The sequence below is a fragment of the Citrobacter sp. RHBSTW-00671 genome (assembly GCF_014103415.1).
GTDB lineage: Bacteria > Pseudomonadota > Gammaproteobacteria > Enterobacterales > Enterobacteriaceae > Citrobacter.
On the sequence record NZ_JABXPR010000001.1, the window covers coordinates 2,764,120 to 2,780,778 of the forward strand.

Annotated in this window: 16 protein-coding genes; 10 read left to right on the forward strand and 6 right to left on the reverse strand. The window is 52.1% G+C overall.

Annotated elements, in window-relative coordinates:
- Positions 1–28: 28 nt before the first annotated feature.
- From prfA to kdsA, 5 genes are read left to right on the forward strand one after another with little or no spacing between them, the layout of a single operon-like run.
- Positions 29–1,111, forward strand: coding sequence for a peptide chain release factor 1 (gene prfA / locus HV261_RS13290; protein ID WP_061068026.1), 1,083 nt, complete (start codon positions 29–31; stop codon positions 1,109–1,111).
- A complete protein-coding gene (prmC, locus tag HV261_RS13295) occupies positions 1,111–1,944 on the forward strand; it encodes a peptide chain release factor N(5)-glutamine methyltransferase (protein ID WP_202038488.1) in 834 nt (277 codons plus the stop codon). The genes prfA and prmC overlap by 1 nt, the downstream gene beginning before the upstream one ends.
- Positions 1,941–2,333, forward strand: coding sequence for an invasion regulator SirB2 (gene sirB2 / locus HV261_RS13300; RefSeq protein WP_202038489.1), 393 nt, complete (start codon positions 1,941–1,943; stop codon positions 2,331–2,333). The genes prmC and sirB2 overlap by 4 nt, the downstream gene beginning before the upstream one ends.
- A gap of 3 nt (positions 2,334–2,336) precedes the next feature.
- Positions 2,337–3,146: an invasion regulator SirB1 gene (sirB1, locus tag HV261_RS13305; protein ID WP_202038490.1), complete on the forward strand. Its 810-nt coding sequence runs from the start codon at positions 2,337–2,339 to the stop codon at positions 3,144–3,146.
- 35 nt (positions 3,147–3,181) lie between these two features.
- Positions 3,182–4,036: a 3-deoxy-8-phosphooctulonate synthase gene (gene kdsA, locus HV261_RS13310; protein ID WP_048211463.1), complete on the forward strand. Its 855-nt coding sequence runs from the start codon at positions 3,182–3,184 to the stop codon at positions 4,034–4,036.
- A gap of 46 nt (positions 4,037–4,082) precedes the next feature.
- Here kdsA and bdcA read toward each other — a convergent pair whose 3' ends face one another.
- A complete protein-coding gene (gene bdcA / locus HV261_RS13315) occupies positions 4,083–4,796 on the reverse strand; it encodes an SDR family oxidoreductase (protein ID WP_137381688.1) in 714 nt (237 codons plus the stop codon).
- Positions 4,797–4,868: 72 nt separating this feature from the next.
- On the opposite strand from bdcA, the gene HV261_RS13320 reads away from it, so the two are divergent.
- Entirely contained in the window at positions 4,869–5,462 is a 594-nt protein-coding gene (locus tag HV261_RS13320; RefSeq protein ID WP_202038491.1) for a TetR/AcrR family transcriptional regulator, read from the forward strand.
- A gap of 25 nt (positions 5,463–5,487) precedes the next feature.
- A complete protein-coding gene (locus HV261_RS13325; protein WP_202038492.1) occupies positions 5,488–7,179 on the forward strand; it encodes an amidohydrolase in 1,692 nt (563 codons plus the stop codon).
- 55 nt (positions 7,180–7,234) lie between these two features.
- On the opposite strand, the gene chaA is transcribed toward HV261_RS13325, so the two are convergent.
- On the reverse strand, positions 7,235–8,335 hold the full coding sequence (gene chaA / locus HV261_RS13330; protein ID WP_202038493.1) for a sodium-potassium/proton antiporter ChaA: 1,101 nt from the start codon (positions 8,333–8,335) through the stop codon (positions 7,235–7,237).
- Positions 8,336–8,738: 403 nt separating this feature from the next.
- On the opposite strand from chaA, the gene HV261_RS13335 reads away from it, so the two are divergent.
- Positions 8,739–9,434 (forward strand): gamma-glutamylcyclotransferase, encoded by a 696-nt coding sequence (locus HV261_RS13335; protein WP_101743259.1) that lies wholly within the window; start codon positions 8,739–8,741, stop codon positions 9,432–9,434.
- Positions 9,435–9,494: 60 nt separating this feature from the next.
- On the opposite strand, the gene HV261_RS13340 is transcribed toward HV261_RS13335, so the two are convergent.
- Entirely contained in the window at positions 9,495–9,740 is a 246-nt protein-coding gene (locus tag HV261_RS13340) for a DUF1883 domain-containing protein (protein WP_042318612.1), read from the reverse strand.
- Positions 9,741–10,003: 263 nt separating this feature from the next.
- A complete protein-coding gene (locus HV261_RS13345; protein ID WP_137381691.1) occupies positions 10,004–10,357 on the reverse strand; it encodes a DsrE/DsrF/TusD sulfur relay family protein in 354 nt (117 codons plus the stop codon).
- Between the two features lie 223 nt (positions 10,358–10,580).
- Between HV261_RS13345 and HV261_RS13350 the strand changes: the two genes are divergently transcribed.
- Entirely contained in the window at positions 10,581–11,966 is a 1,386-nt protein-coding gene (locus HV261_RS13350) for a YchO/YchP family invasin (RefSeq protein ID WP_202038494.1), read from the forward strand.
- An 11-nt stretch (positions 11,967–11,977) separates the two neighbouring features.
- Here HV261_RS13350 and narL read toward each other — a convergent pair whose 3' ends face one another.
- Entirely contained in the window at positions 11,978–12,628 is a 651-nt protein-coding gene (gene narL / locus HV261_RS13355; protein ID WP_061068018.1) for a two-component system response regulator NarL, read from the reverse strand.
- Positions 12,621–14,417: a nitrate/nitrite two-component system sensor histidine kinase NarX gene (gene narX / locus HV261_RS13360; protein WP_202038495.1), complete on the reverse strand. Its 1,797-nt coding sequence runs from the start codon at positions 14,415–14,417 to the stop codon at positions 12,621–12,623. The genes narL and narX overlap by 8 nt, the downstream gene beginning before the upstream one ends.
- Before the next feature lie 339 nt (positions 14,418–14,756).
- On the opposite strand from narX, the gene HV261_RS13365 reads away from it, so the two are divergent.
- Entirely contained in the window at positions 14,757–16,148 is a 1,392-nt protein-coding gene (locus HV261_RS13365; RefSeq protein WP_137381694.1) for a NarK family nitrate/nitrite MFS transporter, read from the forward strand.
- The last annotated feature ends 511 nt before the right edge of the window (positions 16,149–16,659 follow it).

Sequence of the window (16,659 nt, forward strand, 5' to 3'; positions counted from 1 at the left end):
TCATTTTTTACAGGGTGCATTTACGCCTATGAAGCCTTCTATCGTTGCCAAACTGGAAGCCCTGCATGAACGCCATGAAGAAGTTCAGGCGCTGCTCGGTGATGCGGGAACTATCGCAGACCAGGAACGTTTTCGTGCATTGTCGCGCGAATATGCGCAATTAAGTGATGTTTCCCGTTGTTTTACGGACTGGCAACAGGTTCAGGAAGATATCGAAACGGCACAGATGATGCTCGACGATCCTGAAATGCGTGAAATGGCGCAGGATGAACTGCGCGAAGCAAAAGAAAAATGTGAACAACTGGAACAGCATCTGCAGGTTTTGCTGCTGCCAACCGATCCTGATGATGAACGTAACGCCTTCCTCGAAGTGCGTGCGGGAACCGGTGGTGATGAAGCTGCCCTGTTTGCGGGCGATTTGTTCCGCATGTACAGCCGTTACGCTGAATCGCGTCGCTGGCGGGTAGAGATCATGAGCGCCAACGAAGGCGAACATGGTGGCTACAAAGAAATTATTGCCAAAGTCAGCGGTGATGGCGTGTATGGTCGACTGAAATTCGAGTCCGGCGGTCATCGCGTGCAGCGTGTGCCGGCGACCGAATCTCAGGGACGTATCCATACTTCGGCCTGTACGGTCGCGGTAATGCCGGAACTGCCGGAAGCAGAACTGCCGGATATCAACCCAGCCGATCTGCGTATTGATACTTTCCGGTCATCGGGGGCAGGGGGTCAGCACGTTAACACCACCGACTCCGCAATCCGTATCACCCACTTGCCAACCGGTATCGTGGTGGAGTGTCAGGACGAACGTTCGCAGCATAAAAACAAAGCGAAAGCGATGTCGGTGCTGGGCGCGCGTATTCGTGCCGCCGAAGTGGCCAGACGTCAGCAGGCGGAAGCCTCTGAGCGTCGCAACCTGTTGGGCAGCGGCGATCGTAGCGATCGCAACCGTACCTATAACTTCCCGCAGGGGCGTGTGACCGATCACCGCATCAACCTGACGCTTTACCGTCTGGATGAAGCGATGGAAGGTAAACTGGATATGCTTATTGAGCCGATTGTCCAGGAATACCAGGCCGACCAGTTGGCGGCGTTGTCCGAGCAAGATTAATGGACTATCAGCACTGGCTGCGTGAAGCCATCAGCCAATTACAGGCAAGCGAAAGCCCGCGCCGTGATGCCGAGATCATACTTGAGTTTGTCACAGGCAAAGGGCGAACCTATATTCTGGCTTTTGGCGAAACGCAATTAACCGACGAGCAGTGTGAACAGCTGAACGCGTTGGTGGTACGCCGTCAGCGGGGGGAGCCCGTCGCGCACTTAACCGGTGTTCGTGAATTCTGGTCGCTGCCGCTGTTTGTTTCACCCGCCACGCTCATTCCGCGTCCGGATACCGAGTGCCTGGTTGAACAGGCACTGGCGCGTTTGCCTGCTTCGCCGTGCCGTATTCTTGACCTGGGCACTGGTACTGGCGCCATCGCGCTGGCGCTGGCGTCTGAGCGTCCGGATTGCACGGTGACAGCAGTTGACCGCATGCCGGATGCCGTCGACCTGGCAAACCGCAATCGACTGAATCTGGCCATCGACAATGTGCGTGTGTTGCAAAGCAACTGGTTCAGCGCCTTGTCGGGGCAACAGTTTGAGATGATCGTCAGTAATCCGCCGTACATCGATGAGCAGGACCCGCATCTGGCGCAGGGCGATGTGCGCTTTGAGCCACTGTCGGCGCTGGTCGCGGGCGCGAGCGGTCTGGCGGATATCATACTTATCATCGATCAGTCCCGCCGTGTGTTGAGTGCGGGCGGTTATCTGTTGCTGGAACATGGCTGGCAGCAGGGTGAGGCGGTGCGCGATGCGTTTACCCGCGCAGGTTACCAGGCGGTTGAAACCTGTCGTGACTATGGCGGCAACGAGCGGGTTACGCTCGGGCGCATCCCATCATGAATACGTTCAGCACGCTACTCACTATTCATCTCGTTAGCATCGTGCTTTCTGTCGGGCTATTCACGTTGCGTTTTTGGTGGCGTTCTACCAATGCACGCCTTGCATCGGCGCGCTGGACGCGTATTCTGCCACCGATCATTGATACCGTTTTACTGCTCAGCGGCGTGGCGTTGATCGCTAAAACGCACATCCTGCCATTCACCGAACAGGGGACATGGCTGACTGAAAAGCTGTTTGGGGTTATCATTTACATCGTTTTGGGTTTTATTGCGCTCGATTACCGTCGGGCGCGCAGCCAGCAGGCGCGACTAATCGCATTTCCGCTGGCGCTGGTGGTGCTGTACATCATCATTAAACTCGCCACCACAAAAATACCGTTACTGGGGTAAGTCATGAGGTCGTTAGCTGATTTCGAATTTAATAAAGCGCCGTTGTGTGATGGGATGATCCTGGCGTCGGAGTCAATCCGTCTGGATTTTCCAACACAAACTGTCTACGACGAACTGGAACGTCTGGTGAGTCAGGCGCAAGAAGAAATTAGCCAGCTCCTGTCTCAGGATGAGCAACTGGAAAAACTGCTGGCACTTTTTTATGGCGAATGGGGGTTTACGGACACCCACGGCGTCTACCGTCTTTCTGATGCACTATGGCTCGACCAGGTCCTGAAAAATCGTCAGGGCAGTGCGGTTTCACTCGGTGCCATCTTGTTGTGGATTGCTAACCGACTGGATCTGCCGTTGGTTCCGGTGATTTTCCCGACGCAGCTGATCCTGCGTATTGAATCGCTGGAAGGTGAAATGTGGTTGATCAACCCGTTCAATGGCGAAACGTTAAATGAACACACGCTGGAAGTGTGGCTGAAGGGTAACATTAGCCCGGTTGCCGAACTGTTCAACGAGGACCTTGACGAAGCGGATAACGCGGAAGTGATCCGCAAACTGCTCGACACGCTGAAATCTTCGCTAATGGAAGAGCGGCAAATGGAACTGGCGCTGCGAGCCAGCGAAGCATTACTGCAGTTTAATCCTGAGGATCCGTATGAAATACGCGATCGCGGATTGATTTACGCGCAACTGGAATGTGAACATGTTGCGCTGACAGATTTAAGTTATTTCGTTGAGCAGTGTCCGGAAGACCCGATCAGCGAAATGATCCGTGCGCAGATTAATACTATTTCGCACAAGCAAATTGTATTGCATTGATTAATAACACTTTACCTACCGTTTAAGGCGATCCTATGAAACAAAAAGTGGTTAGCATTGGCGACATCAACGTGGCAAATGACCTGCCGTTCGTGCTGTTTGGCGGAATGAACGTGCTGGAATCCCGCGATCTGGCGATGCGCATTTGTGAGCACTACGTAACCGTTACTCAAAAACTGGGTATCCCTTACGTGTTCAAAGCCTCCTTTGATAAAGCCAACCGTTCTTCCATCCACTCTTACCGTGGGCCAGGCCTTGAAGAAGGGATGAAAATCTTCCAGGAACTGAAGCAGACGTTTGGCGTAAAAGTGATCACCGACGTTCATGAAGCCAGCCAGGCACAGCCTGTTGCCGATGTGGTGGATGTGATTCAGCTTCCGGCATTCCTTGCGCGTCAGACCGATCTGGTCGAAGCGATGGCGAAAACGGGCGCTGTTATTAACGTGAAAAAACCGCAATTCGTGAGCCCGGGCCAGATGGGCAATATCGTGGATAAATTCCATGAAGGCGGTAACGACAAGGTTATCCTGTGCGACCGTGGTGCGAACTTTGGTTATGACAACCTGGTCGTCGATATGCTGGGCTTTAGCGTGATGAAGAAAGTTTCCGGTAACTCTCCGGTGATTTTTGACGTCACCCACGCGCTGCAGTGCCGCGATCCGTTTGGCGCAGCAAGCGGCGGTCGTCGTGCACAGGTTACCGAACTGGCTCGCGCCGGTATGGCGGTAGGCCTGGCGGGTCTGTTTATTGAAGCGCACCCGGATCCAGCCCATGCCAAATGCGACGGTCCGTCCGCGCTGCCGTTGGCGAAACTGGAACAGTTCCTCACGCAGATTAAAGCAATCGATGATCTGGTGAAAAGCTTCGATGAGCTGGACACTGAAAACTAAGAGCGTTGAACAGGCCGGGGGGTATTCCTCCGGCCTGTTATTCCCGTCAGGCGCCAAACGCGCCGTCAATAGTATGCATTGCGCCTGTCACAAACCCTGCTTCAGGGCCAGCAAGCCAGGCAACCATTCCGGCAACTTCTTCCGGTCGCCCATGTCGTTTTAGCGCCATAAAGCTGTGCATCAGCTCTTTCAACGGACCTTCTGCCGGATTGGCATCGGTATCAATTGGGCCGGGTTGTACAACGTTCACCGTAATACCACGTGGACCAAAATCACGAGCCAACCCTCTTGCCATTCCTTGTAGTGCCGACTTGCTTAACGCATAAGAAGCCATACCGGCGATGGGCATACGGTCACCGTTTACTGAACCGATAATGATGATTCGTCCACCCTCAGGCATCTGGCGTGCAGCCTCCACCGCGGCGTAGTAGGGGGCGTGAATATTAATGCGGAAAAGACGTTCAACTTCATCAGGGTCCTGATCCAGCGCGTCGCCGAACAGGATAATTCCAGCGTTAACGACCAGCACATCTAACGGGCCACTTTCCCGCACTCGTGCGATAACGTCCTCGCGTCTGGCACTGTCGGTTTGCGCCGTGCGGGTGCCAGTCTCATCGGCCAGCGCTTTGGCGGCGTCAGGAGAGCCGGAATATGTGAAGGTGACGGATGCCCCCTCCGCGGCAAAGCGGCGTACAATTGCCGCGCCGATCCCACGACTACCACCGAGAACCAGCACCGATTTACCCTTGAATGAAGACATCAGATACTCCTTGAACAATTATGTAGTGATCGATATATAATAGCCGCATGGTTTTCTGTCAATGGATTTATAATGATCACTACAGAATGTTCGCGTGCGCCGGGGCGACCGCGTAATTTTGACCCGGAACAGGCGGTTGCGACGGTGCAACGATTATTTCACGCCCACGGCTACGATACCGTTAGCGTGGCGGATGTCACTCAGGTTCTGGGTATCAAACCTCCCAGTTTCTACGCGGCTTTCGGGAATAAACTCGGCCTTTATCAGCGAGTATTGAGGCGTTACGTGCAAACCGACGCGATCCCTTTTGACGATATTTTACGTGCCGACAGGCCCGTTGCTGACTGTCTGGCTACGCTGCTTGAGGAGGCGGCTCGTCATTACGCTGCCGATCCTGATGCGACAGGATGTTTAGTGCTGGAAGGAACACATTGCAATGATCCACAGGCACGCAATGCCGCCCGCGCGTTCTACTCGATTGCTGAAAATAAGATCCATAACTTTATTGCCCAGCGTTACCCCGCAGAGGCGAAAAGTATGACCGATTACGTCTGTACCACGATGCTGGGTTTGTCAGGAAAAGCGCGTTGCGGACACTCGCTTGAACGACTGGTATCCAGCGCGCAACTTGCCAGCCTTGCGTTTCGGCACAGGTTTCCTGATTAGTTTTGCACACAAAAGGAAGATAAACATGATGAGTAAAATGGGCCTTTGCTTCAAAACGCCCCCTCCTGCGATGCGTAACATGGCACTGGCTGTAATGCTGATGGGGACATCCTCTTTGGCTTCTGCACAGGATAAGGCTGATGTTATTTTGTATAACGGCCAGCTTATTACCATGGACGAACAACAGCCAAATGCGCAGGCTCTGGCGGTAAAAGGGCAACACATTATTGCTGTCGGAAATAATGAAGAGATTAAAAAATGGTCGGGACAGAATACGCGAGAAATTAATCTTGCGGGTAAAACGGTGATCCCAGGATTAATTGATGCGCATCTGCATGGTATTCGCGCAGGAAGGACGTTCTCATTCGAAACCTACTGGTTTGATGCCAAAACGTTACCTGATGCCCTGCGCAAACTGTCGCAATCGGCAGAAGAGAAAAACGCGGCGCAGTGGGTGGCCGTGGTGGGATCATGGATACCTGAACAATTTGCCGAAAAGCGAGATCCAACCCTTCAGGAACTTAATCAGGCGCTGCCTGCAAACCCTGCATATGTTCAGAGCCTTTATGATTATGCGTTGTTAAATCAACATGCTATTGATGCTCTCAAGCTGAACAGCCCTACGCCAGCTATCCCCGCCGGGATAGTTATAGAGCGTAACGATAAAGGTTTTGCCACGGGGAAATTACGCGGCACCATTGGCAGTTTTAACCAACTTTTCGCTCAGATCAGTCAGGATAATAATGTAGGAGAAAACCTCAACGCCTTTATTCACTATTTAAATAAACGGGGCGTCGTGGGTTTTATTGACCCTTCAGCTGGGCAAGAACAGGCCTATCGCGATTTCTTTAAATTACAGCAACAGCAGCCAATGAGGATGCGTGTCGGGTATCGCTTATCTGCACCGCCCGGTAATGAGGCCGAGTGGTTTAAACAGCGTCTGGCGTTTCGTCCGGCAGTGCATGATGATGGGAAAATATCCTTCTTAGGTTTTGGTGAAAGCCTGGTGCTGGAAATGAATGATGGCGTGCGGATGTCATCCGGATTTAGTTCATCGCCAGATGCCAAAAATGAACAATATAAGGTGTTACAGCTGGCGGCGCAGGAAGGTGTCCCCGTTGAAATACATGCTTATACCGATAATAGCGCAGACGCGATTTTGGATGTCATTAGCGAGGTGGCGAAATCGCATGATATTACCCAGCTTCGCTGGTCAATTGCCCATTTAAATACCGGTACGGCAGAGACGATAGCCCGGATGAAGCAATTAGGTTTAGCCTATTCCGTGCAGATGGGGCCGTATTTTGAATCTCCCGCCATTGAACGCGCTAATGGTAAAACCGTTGCAGCGCAGTCATCCCCCATTCAACTCGCACTGGAGCAAGGCGTGATCGTTGCCGGGGGGACGGATGCGACAAGAATAGGCGTTGCGGGTGTGTGGCATGCCATTGAATACCATGTGACGGGGAAAGCACTCGACGGCTCTGTGCGTGATGAGGAACGCCGGGTCAGCCGGGAAGATGCGTTAAAAATGTATACGCTAAATGCCGCCTGGCTGGCATTTGCCGAACAGCAAAGAGGGAGTTTACGCGCTGGTAAGCTCGCTGATTTTGCCGTTCTGGATCAGGATATTCTGACCGTTGCGGCAGATAAACTGCACCAGACACAAGCACTATTAACGTTTGTGGATGGTCAACAGGTCTACCCAGAGCAATAAGCATGGATAAAAAAACGGCCCTGCAAAGGGCCGTGGGTTGCACCTGAGTTGATTATCAGGCGAATATCGTCATCAGGTAGGCGATAAACAGTGCCAGATGCGCTGCACCGTTGAGCACATTGGTGCGTCCGGTGGAGAAGGAGATATGGCACAGCACCAGCGAAGAAACCATGACAATCATCTCTGGTGCGCCCAGCGCGAATACCAGGTCATTCCCTGTTGCCCACGCAATCAGTGTGACGACGGGTACGGTCAGTGAGATGGTGGCAAGTACGGAGCCGAAGAATAAATTCATCGCTCGCTGCACCTGATTGTTCAGTACCGCTTTCAATGCACCTAAACCCTCTGGGGAGAGAATAAGCAACGCCACCAGGAAACCGGTAAATGCCACGGGTGCATTCAGCTCAGTGAGTAACGTCTCCAGCGGATTGGCGTTCATTTTGGTGACGGCAATAACGGCAATCAAATGGATCACAAGCCAGGCGGCGTGCCACAGATTGCTGTGCGCTGAAGGTTTACCGTGATGTGGGTCGTCGCCGTCCCCCTCATCTTCATGCTCGTAAATGAACAGGCTCTGGTGTGTTTTGGTCTGGATCAGCAAAAATACACCGTACATTGCTGCTGAAATTAAGGCTACCAGCAGTGCCTGCGCGGTGGTGAAATTCGCTCCCGGTAATGCCATCGGGAATACCAGCACGATAATGGCCAGCGGGAATAGCGCAATTAAATACTGCTTAATACCGAACAGGTTCATATACTGGGTAGCAAATTTGCGGCCACCCAACAGTAATGAAAACCCGACCAGCCCACCGGTGACGATCATAATGATGGAATAGAGCGTATCGCGCATTAGCGTGGGCGCGGCGTCACCGGTTGCCATTAATGCGGAAATTAAACTGACTTCGAGAATAACCACCGAAAGGCTGAGAATCAGCGAGCCATAGGGTTCACCAAGTCGGTGAGCTAATACGTCTGCATGACGGACAACGCTGAATGCGCTACTTAATATACCAATAAGGGCTAGTGCGTTAATGCCGATGACCACTGGTAGTGACTGACTGCTCCCCCAAAAGAACAGTACTACCAGCGCCAAAATCGGAAAGGTGAGTGAGGTCTCCTTGTGGCGGGTTTTTACCGCCTCATGTGCATGTGTCATGTCATTAATTCTCCATCTCTGCAGGTGCTTATAATTATAAATGTATTAAAGAATGTAAAAAATAACAGATCTTTCGGTATTTCCGATCTGATTTTACGTAATTTTACGGCATGGACCATTTTTTGCATCAAAGCGAACAAAATGATGTGTCTTGTTTAGAGAGCATTTAAATAACAAGATGTTAGGTTTCTGAATCAATCAAAATATCACACGATGATATGCTAACAGTCGCGCCATACCGGGACATAAAAAGAGGATATAAAGTGCCGTTGAGCCTTTGTTGCCTTGCATGCAGTCGGTGAATTGCCTATTGTCCTGGTATTGGTTTCAAAATGAGCAGTAAAAAAGCCTGGAAGGCGTCAAAAAAGTTGTCGCAGGGAAGTCGCAGTGGCGGAGGTGTAAGGTGTTAACGCGTGATTTTTTATTGAATGCTGACTGTAAGACGGCATTTGGTGATATTGAAGAATCACTACTCTGGTCGGCGGAACAACGGGCAGCCTCACTGGCCGCCACGCTTGCCTGCCGTCCAGATGATGGACCGGTGTGGATCTTTGGTTATGGATCGTTGATGTGGAACCCGGCGTTAGAGTTTGAAGAGTCCTGTACCGGGACGTTAGTCGGCTGGCATCGCGCATTTTGTTTGCGCCTGACGGCAGGGCGAGGAACGGCGTGTCAGCCGGGACGGATGTTGGCCCTGAAAGAGGGGGGGCGCACTACGGGTGTGGCATACCGTTTACCGGATGCATCGCTGGAGCAAGAGCTGTCCCTGCTGTGGAAGCGTGAAATGATCACCGGATGTTATCTTCCAACCTGGTGTCAGCTCACGCTGGATGATGGCCGAACGGTGAGTGCGCTGGTTTTTATTATGGATCCGCGACATCCATTGTTTGAGTCCGATACCCGTGCTCAGGTTATCGCGCCGCTTATTGCTTCTGCCAGTGGGCCATTGGGAACCAACGCGCAATATCTGTTCTCGCTGGAACAGGAACTGGTGAAGTTGGGAATGCAGGATGACTGTCTTAACGATCTGGTGATTACGGTCAAAAGATTGTTGGGAGAGAACCTGCCGGAAGGCGTCATGCGACCCGGATTTGCCTAAGCGTTGCCGGATTATCTGTTGTGTGCCCGATAAGCGTAGCTGCTTTCGGGCATTACATCATCAGGCTGCAATATAACTGATTGAATGCTCCAGAGACTGGCTGTGGCTGTCGATCAGCACGTTCCAGACGCCGGTATAGGGTACGGTCAGCCATGCATTATCACGATTCTGCACGCTTAAAATGTCGGTCTGCGTGTCTTTGACGTGATTTTTCTCGCTCATCAGATGGATGTGACAACGCTCCGAACAGCGTACCACCACCGTATCGCCACCAAATAATTTCAAACTTGCCTTCACTAATGCCATTTTTCACCCCGTTCTTGAAAACAACGTACTTTCTGTCGAAAGTGCTGCGTGATGTTGTTCACATTTCACTCATTGCATAACACCAAAGGGGAGGGGGCAGGATGCTGATTTTGATCAAAAAATGGCATAACGGTTAAACAAAAATGACAAAATCCCTTAAAAGGGTTGAAAGGGCGAGCTTACGTTTAACGAAACCGCGCCCATCTGAGATTAAATCGGGAAATTTCCGGCACTTTCAGTACGCTTGCCTGAAAGGGTTGGCATCAGAAGGTCAAAACCTTATCTGCTGCCAGCGTCCACTGAGCCAGTTCCACCAGCGTACCGACTTCAACGCCATCAATTAACGGCAGTGCGGTGATCCCGCGGCCATCGGTACAGGTTTTGCAGAGTTTTACCGGAACGTTTTGTGCTGTCAGGATTTCCAGCATTTGCTGAATATTATAACCTTCTGCGGGTTTCTGCCCGCGCAGCCCTGCAGTGACGGCATCCGACATTAAAAACAGACGCAGGTCGAGGCTGCCCTCCTGCTCGCGCAGAGCGATGGCCAGACGCAGACTGTTGAATAACGACTCGCTTCCATAGGCTGCACCGTTCGCGATGATCACTATCTTTTGCATTTTGACTCCTGTTGTCGAATGGGAGGGATAATTACCAGCGGCTATGTTACTCCGTGTTGTCTGCTGTGGAAAATGACGGAGGGGTAAATCGGTAAGTACCCCTTTTTTTCCGGGTCAGAATAGCCTGAAAACGGGGAAAAGGGCTGTAAATCAGGGCTGAAGGCGTTATGGTTTAGGTTAAGTACTACGCCATAATTTATTGATGTAAGAAACAACTGACGATTTGAGCCGTTATTATCACGCTTTTTGTGCTGTATTCACACTCTTGCTGCTGGCAGGAGGTACTGCCAGTGCGCAGTCTTCCTTCATGCAGCGCGCTGAAAACCCTTTCGATAACAACAATGATGGCTTGCCAGACCTCGGTATGGCGCCAGAATCCCGCGCGGGCGAAAAACAGTTTGCTGAAGTGGTCAAAGCCTTTGGTGAAGCTAGCATGATCGATAACGGACTTGATACTGGCGAGCAAGCCAAACAGTTTGCATTTGGTCAGGTTCGCGACACGGTCAGTGAGCAGGTAAATCAACAGATTGAATCCTGGCTTTCTCCGTGGGGGAATGCCAGCGTTGGGCTGCAGGTGGATAATGAAGGCAGCTTTACCGGCAGTCGGGGAAGCTGGTTTATTCCGTGGCAGGATAATCAACGCTTTCTGACCTGGAGTCAGTTGGGGCTTACGCAACGTGACGAAGGGTTGGTGAGTAATGCGGGGATTGGACAACGCTGGGTACGCGACGGTTGGTTGCTGGGCTACAACACCTTTTACGATAACCTGCTGGATGAGAATCTGCCGCGCGGCGGGTTTGGCGCCGAGGCGTGGGGAGAGTATCTGCGGCTATCTGCGAACTACTACCAGCCGTTTTCCTCGTGGCAGAATCATTCTTCAACACAGGAACAAAGGATGGCGCGGGGCTACGACCTTACCGCGTTGATGCGGCTACCCTTTTATGAGCATCTCAATACCAGCGTCAGCGTCGAGCAATATTTTGGCGATCGGGTAGACCTTTTCCACTCGGGAACGGGCTACCGCAACCCGGTAGCGGTAAATCTGGGACTAAGCTATACGCCAGTGCCGTTGATTACGGTGACCGCGCAGCATAAACAGGGCGAAAGCGGGATAAGCCAGAATAATCTGGGATTGACCCTCAATTATCGTTTTGGCGTTCCGCTAAAAAAACAGTTAATGGTGAGTGAAGTCGCAAGCAGCCGATCGCTGCGCGGGAGTCGTTATGACGATCCTCAACGTAATAGCGTGCCAACGCTGGAGTATCGCCAGCGTAAAACCTTATCTGTATTTCTGACGACACCGCCGTGGGATCTGAAACCCGGCGAGACGGTAGCGCTGAAATTACAGGTGCGTAGTCAGTACGGCATTCGTCATCTGACATGGCAGGGAGACACGCAAGCATTGAGTTTAACGGCCGGGAGTCATCCTCGCAGTGCGCAGGGCTGGACGATTATTATGCCGAAGTGGGATAGCAGTGAAGGAGCAACCAACCGTTGGCGGCTCTCCGTCGTTGTGGAAGACGAGCAGGGCCAGCGTGTCTCTTCCAATGAGATCACGCTATCACTGGCCGAACCGTTTAATGCCGTTTCGGGAAATGATCCTCGTTAATACTCGCGTTATCAGAAGATGCGTTCCTGGTGCACCCATACCGCGGCTTCAACGCGTGATTTAAGCTTCATTTTCTTCAGCATATGCTTCACATGCACTTTTACCGTGCTTTCGGTGATGTCGAGGCGGCGCGCAATCATCTTGTTAGGCAGACCCTGCGCGATGAGCTTAAGAATATCGCGTTCACGTGGCGTCAACTGAGTCACATCACGATCGGAGGTCGCACGGTTTGCACGCAGGCTGGCGGCCAGAACCGGGGTTAATGCTTCACTCAGTACCATTTCGCCGGCGGCAGCCTGTTGCAACGCTTTCAGTAGATCTTCTGGCTCCATGTCTTTCAACAGATAGCCGTCAGCACCGCGTTTCAGGGCGGTCACTACGTCTTCTTCATGGTTGGAAACACTGAAAACGACGATGCGTCCGGACAGCGATTTCTCGCGAAGCTTATCAAGCGTTTCCAGACCGTTCATACCCGGCATGTTGAGATCTAACAGGATCAGATCGGGATCAAGGGATTCAGCCAGCTCGATACCCTGCTCGCCATTACTGGCTTCGCCGACCACGGTGATATCGGACGCCATGCTGACAAGCTGTTTTACACCGGTGCGCAGCATCGGATGATCGTCGATCAACAGGATGGTTGCCGGTTCCAGATTACTCATGGGTATCTCCTTGGACTTCTGTGAAGTTTGTTTCGGGAATAAAAGTGACAGCAACTTCGGTACCGCCTGTCTCTCGACGGCGTACACGGCAATCGCCGCGCAAGCTCTGCGCACGGTCGCGCATTATAATCATGCCGTAGTGGTTACTGCGTTCGGCGTTTTCCGGTACGCCGCAGCCGTTATCTTGAACGGTCAATTTGACCTGTCTGCCATTTTGCACCACCGTCACGATCACTTCATTGGCCTGAGAGTGTTTAAGCGCATTACTTAGGGCCTCACGGGCAATCTGCAACAGGTGGATCGCCTGATGTGAAGGGACCAGGCGCGGCGGCAGCTGATAATCCAGCTTCACCGTAAAACCAAAGCGAGCGCTGTATTCCTGGCAACTGGCTTCCAGCGCAGGCCGCAACCCAGGCTCAGTCAACTGCAAACGGAAGGTCGTCAACAATTCACGTAGCTGTGCCCAGGAGGCGTTCAGCTCGTTACGAATCTGACTTAGCAACTCACGACTGTTTTCCGGGAGCGCGTCGCCCTGCATCTGCAAACAGCTGACCTGCATCTTCATACAGGAGAGCGATTGTGCAATAGAATCATGGAGTTCGCGAGCAATGGTGGCACGCTCTTCCATCACGATCAACTGCTGCTGACGTTCCTGGTGTCTGTCCAGCGCCAGTGTTGCGGTGAGTTGTTCAACCAGAGTATCGACCAGTTGCTGCTGATCGTGACTGAGATGGCGCCCGTATGGCAAGGTGGCGAGCAGAATACCGTACTGGGTATGCGCATCGGTCAGCCGCCATTTCAGCGTAATGCCACCTTCAATGGCGGGCAGCGTGCCTCGTGGGCACAGATGACAACCTTTTTCATCGCAACTGGCATTCGACTGACAGGTAAATTCCTGATGATTGTCTTCATCTTCCAGGTCATAAACCCGCAACTCAATATCGTGGAGCAGCGTTAAATTTTGCAACCCATTGAGTACCGGTGAAAGCCGCTCACACAACGGTATCTGTGAGTGCAGACGGCGGTTGGCTTGCCACAGGAAAGAGAGGATCTGGTTTTTATGTTCCAGACCTGCCGTTTTTTCCTGCACCCGCTGTTCCAGTACGGCGTAACTTTCGGCCAGTTCTTCGGACATATTGTTCAGCGCCGAACCCAGTGCCGCCATCTCATTACGCCCGCTTATACGCGCACGTTGCGTAAAATCACGCTGGCTGACGGCGCGCGCCATCGCCAGCAGTTGTTTCCACGGCTGCAGCAGACGTACGCGCAGCCAGATAATCGTAAAGACCAGCAGCAGAGCCATAAATACTGCCATCAGGCGATGCAGCATAACGACGCGTTCAATACGCAACTCCGTGGTATGGTCAAAGGCGGTAACCAGCTTATCCAGTCCGGTCACAAAGCGTGAAACGTCGTCGGCGACCGCATCACCCGTTTGTGCATGTTTAAGCCCTGGTGCCAGTTCGGTGTGCCAGTAATCCTGCAATGCCTTTAACTGGGCCTGCTGGCCGTCGCGTTTTGCGGCACGAGTCAGTTCAGGGCTAAACGCTGTTTGTTCCATTTCATCCAGCAGCGGTTGATCGCTGGCATCCAGCGGTACGGCAGCCAGCAAACGGTAGCTCTGCATACGTAGCGAGCCGGCTTTATTGATTGCGTGAGCGCTACCCTGAATGCCTTGTACCAGCCAACCGGAGACAGCCATACCCGCCACGCCAAGCGCGGTAGACAGTAAAACAATCAGCGCCACCTGGTTAACCAGCGTAAGCGGGGAAAGACAACGTTTAAACATGTGACTTCTTCCTTCGGGTTTTCAGTGCGCAGAAAACCTTATTGAATGACGATTCTGCTGCAGGCAGTGCCGCTATTCTCAGCGATACACTGGAGTATACCCATACCTCAAACGGGCTACCCCTTAATTGCCGACGGGGGGAGAGATCCCGAACGTCGGGGAGTAGGGTGCGACAGAAGCGTGAAAAACCACATCTTTTTTACCGAAGTTATGTACTCATTTAGGGTAATGATAAATTTTAGGCGTTAATAATGACACCTTTTCCTTTGATTTATATCAACTTACCCCCGGCTGTAAACCCTAATGTTGCAGGCATCGAAACAAGTATCAGAGGTGTCTATGAGTCACTCATCTGCCCCGGAAAGGGCATCTGGATCTGTAATTACAGAATGGCGGCCGGAAGATCCCGCCTTTTGGCAACAAAGAGGTCATCGTATTGCCAGCCGCAACCTGTGGATTTCCGTCCCTTGTCTGCTGCTGGCATTTTGCGTATGGATGTTATTTAGCGCCGTGGCGGTGAACTTACCGAAGGTTGGCTTCAACTTTACCACTGAGCAGCTGTTTATGCTGACGGCATTGCCTTCAGTTTCCGGCGCACTGCTGCGCGTACCGTACTCCTTTATGGTTCCCCTGTTTGGTGGACGTCGCTGGACGGCATTCAGCACCGGTATCCTGATAATCCCCTGCGTGTGGTTAGGCTTTGCGGTGCAGGATACCACCACGCCGTTCAGTACCTTTATTATCATCTCTTTGCTGTGTGGTTTTGCCGGGGCAAACTTTGCCTCCAGTATGGCGAACATCAGTTTCTTCTTCCCGAAACAGAAACAGGGCGGTGCGCTGGGCCTGAACGGTGGTTTGGGTAACATGGGCGTCAGCGTGATGCAGTTGGTTGCGCCGCTGGTGGTCTCTTTGTCCATCTTCGCCGCTTTTGGCAGCCACGGCGTTGAACAACCGGATGGCTCGCAGCTGTATCTGGCCAACGCGGCGTGGATTTGGGTGCCGTTCCTGGCGGTGATGACGCTGGCCGCGTGGTTTGGTATGAACGAACTGGCGACATCTAAAGCGTCGCTGAAAGAGCAGTTACCGGTGCTGAAACGCGGGCATCTGTGGATTATGAGCCTGCTGTATCTGGCAACCTTCGGCTCCTTTATCGGCTTCTCCGCAGGTTTCGCGATGCTGTCAAAAACGCAGTTCCCGGACGTGCAGATCCTGCATTATGCCTTCTTTGGCCCGCTGATTGGCGCACTGGCGCGTTCTGCCGGGGGAGCAATCTCCGACCGTCTGGGCGGGACACGCGTGACATTGGTTAACTTCGTGTTGATGGCCGTCTTCAGCGCCTTACTGTTCCTGACCCTGCCAACCGATGGGGTAGGTGGTAACTTTATTGCCTTCTTCGCGGTATTCCTGGCACTGTTCCTGACGGCTGGTCTGGGTAGTGGCTCAACCTTCCAGATGATCTCTGTCATCTTCCGTAAGCTGACAATGGACAGGGTGAAAGCGGAAGGCGGTTCTGAAGAGAAAGCGATGCGTGAGGCAGCGACTGACACAGCAGCGGCGCTGGGCTTTATTTCAGCGATTGGCGCGATTGGCGGCTTCTTTATTCCGAAAGCGTTTGGTACGTCTTTGGCATTAACGGGCTCGCCGGTTGATGCGATGAAAGTGTTCCTGATCTTCTATGTCGCCTGCGTGGTTATCACCTGGGTGGTATACGGACGTCATTCTAAAAAATAAAAAAGTTGTATACACAAAATCCTTCGAGCTGCATCAAGGCAGGCAAGTGAGAAATCCCCAGGCGCTAACTGAAAAGTGAGTGACTGGGGAGAACGAGCGCAGCCAACGCAGAAGCAGTTTAAAGGATGAAGTGTAGGTTGATTATCCATTGCGCGGTGTTAGACCGCGCTTTTTTTTGCCTTGAATTAGTTACAACATACTTTTGTATTGTGACATGACAACAGCCTGTGAGAACGGTGCTCACAATATGCTAAGCAGGGGGGATACCCCTTAATACCCACTTGTAAAGAATTTAACATTTGCACGAGAAGTTGTTTTGGAAATCTATATATAAATCAATAAATTATATTTAATATCAGTATCATACTTAAGGGGTATACGGAAATTAACCACCTATTTTCATCCCTGTCTGCCTTGATCGTTATCAATTATCACGCCCTTTCAGAGCGTTACCTTCACTCCCAATCAAGCAATGTCGATTTATCAGAGAGCCGTCAGGCTCCTACAGGAG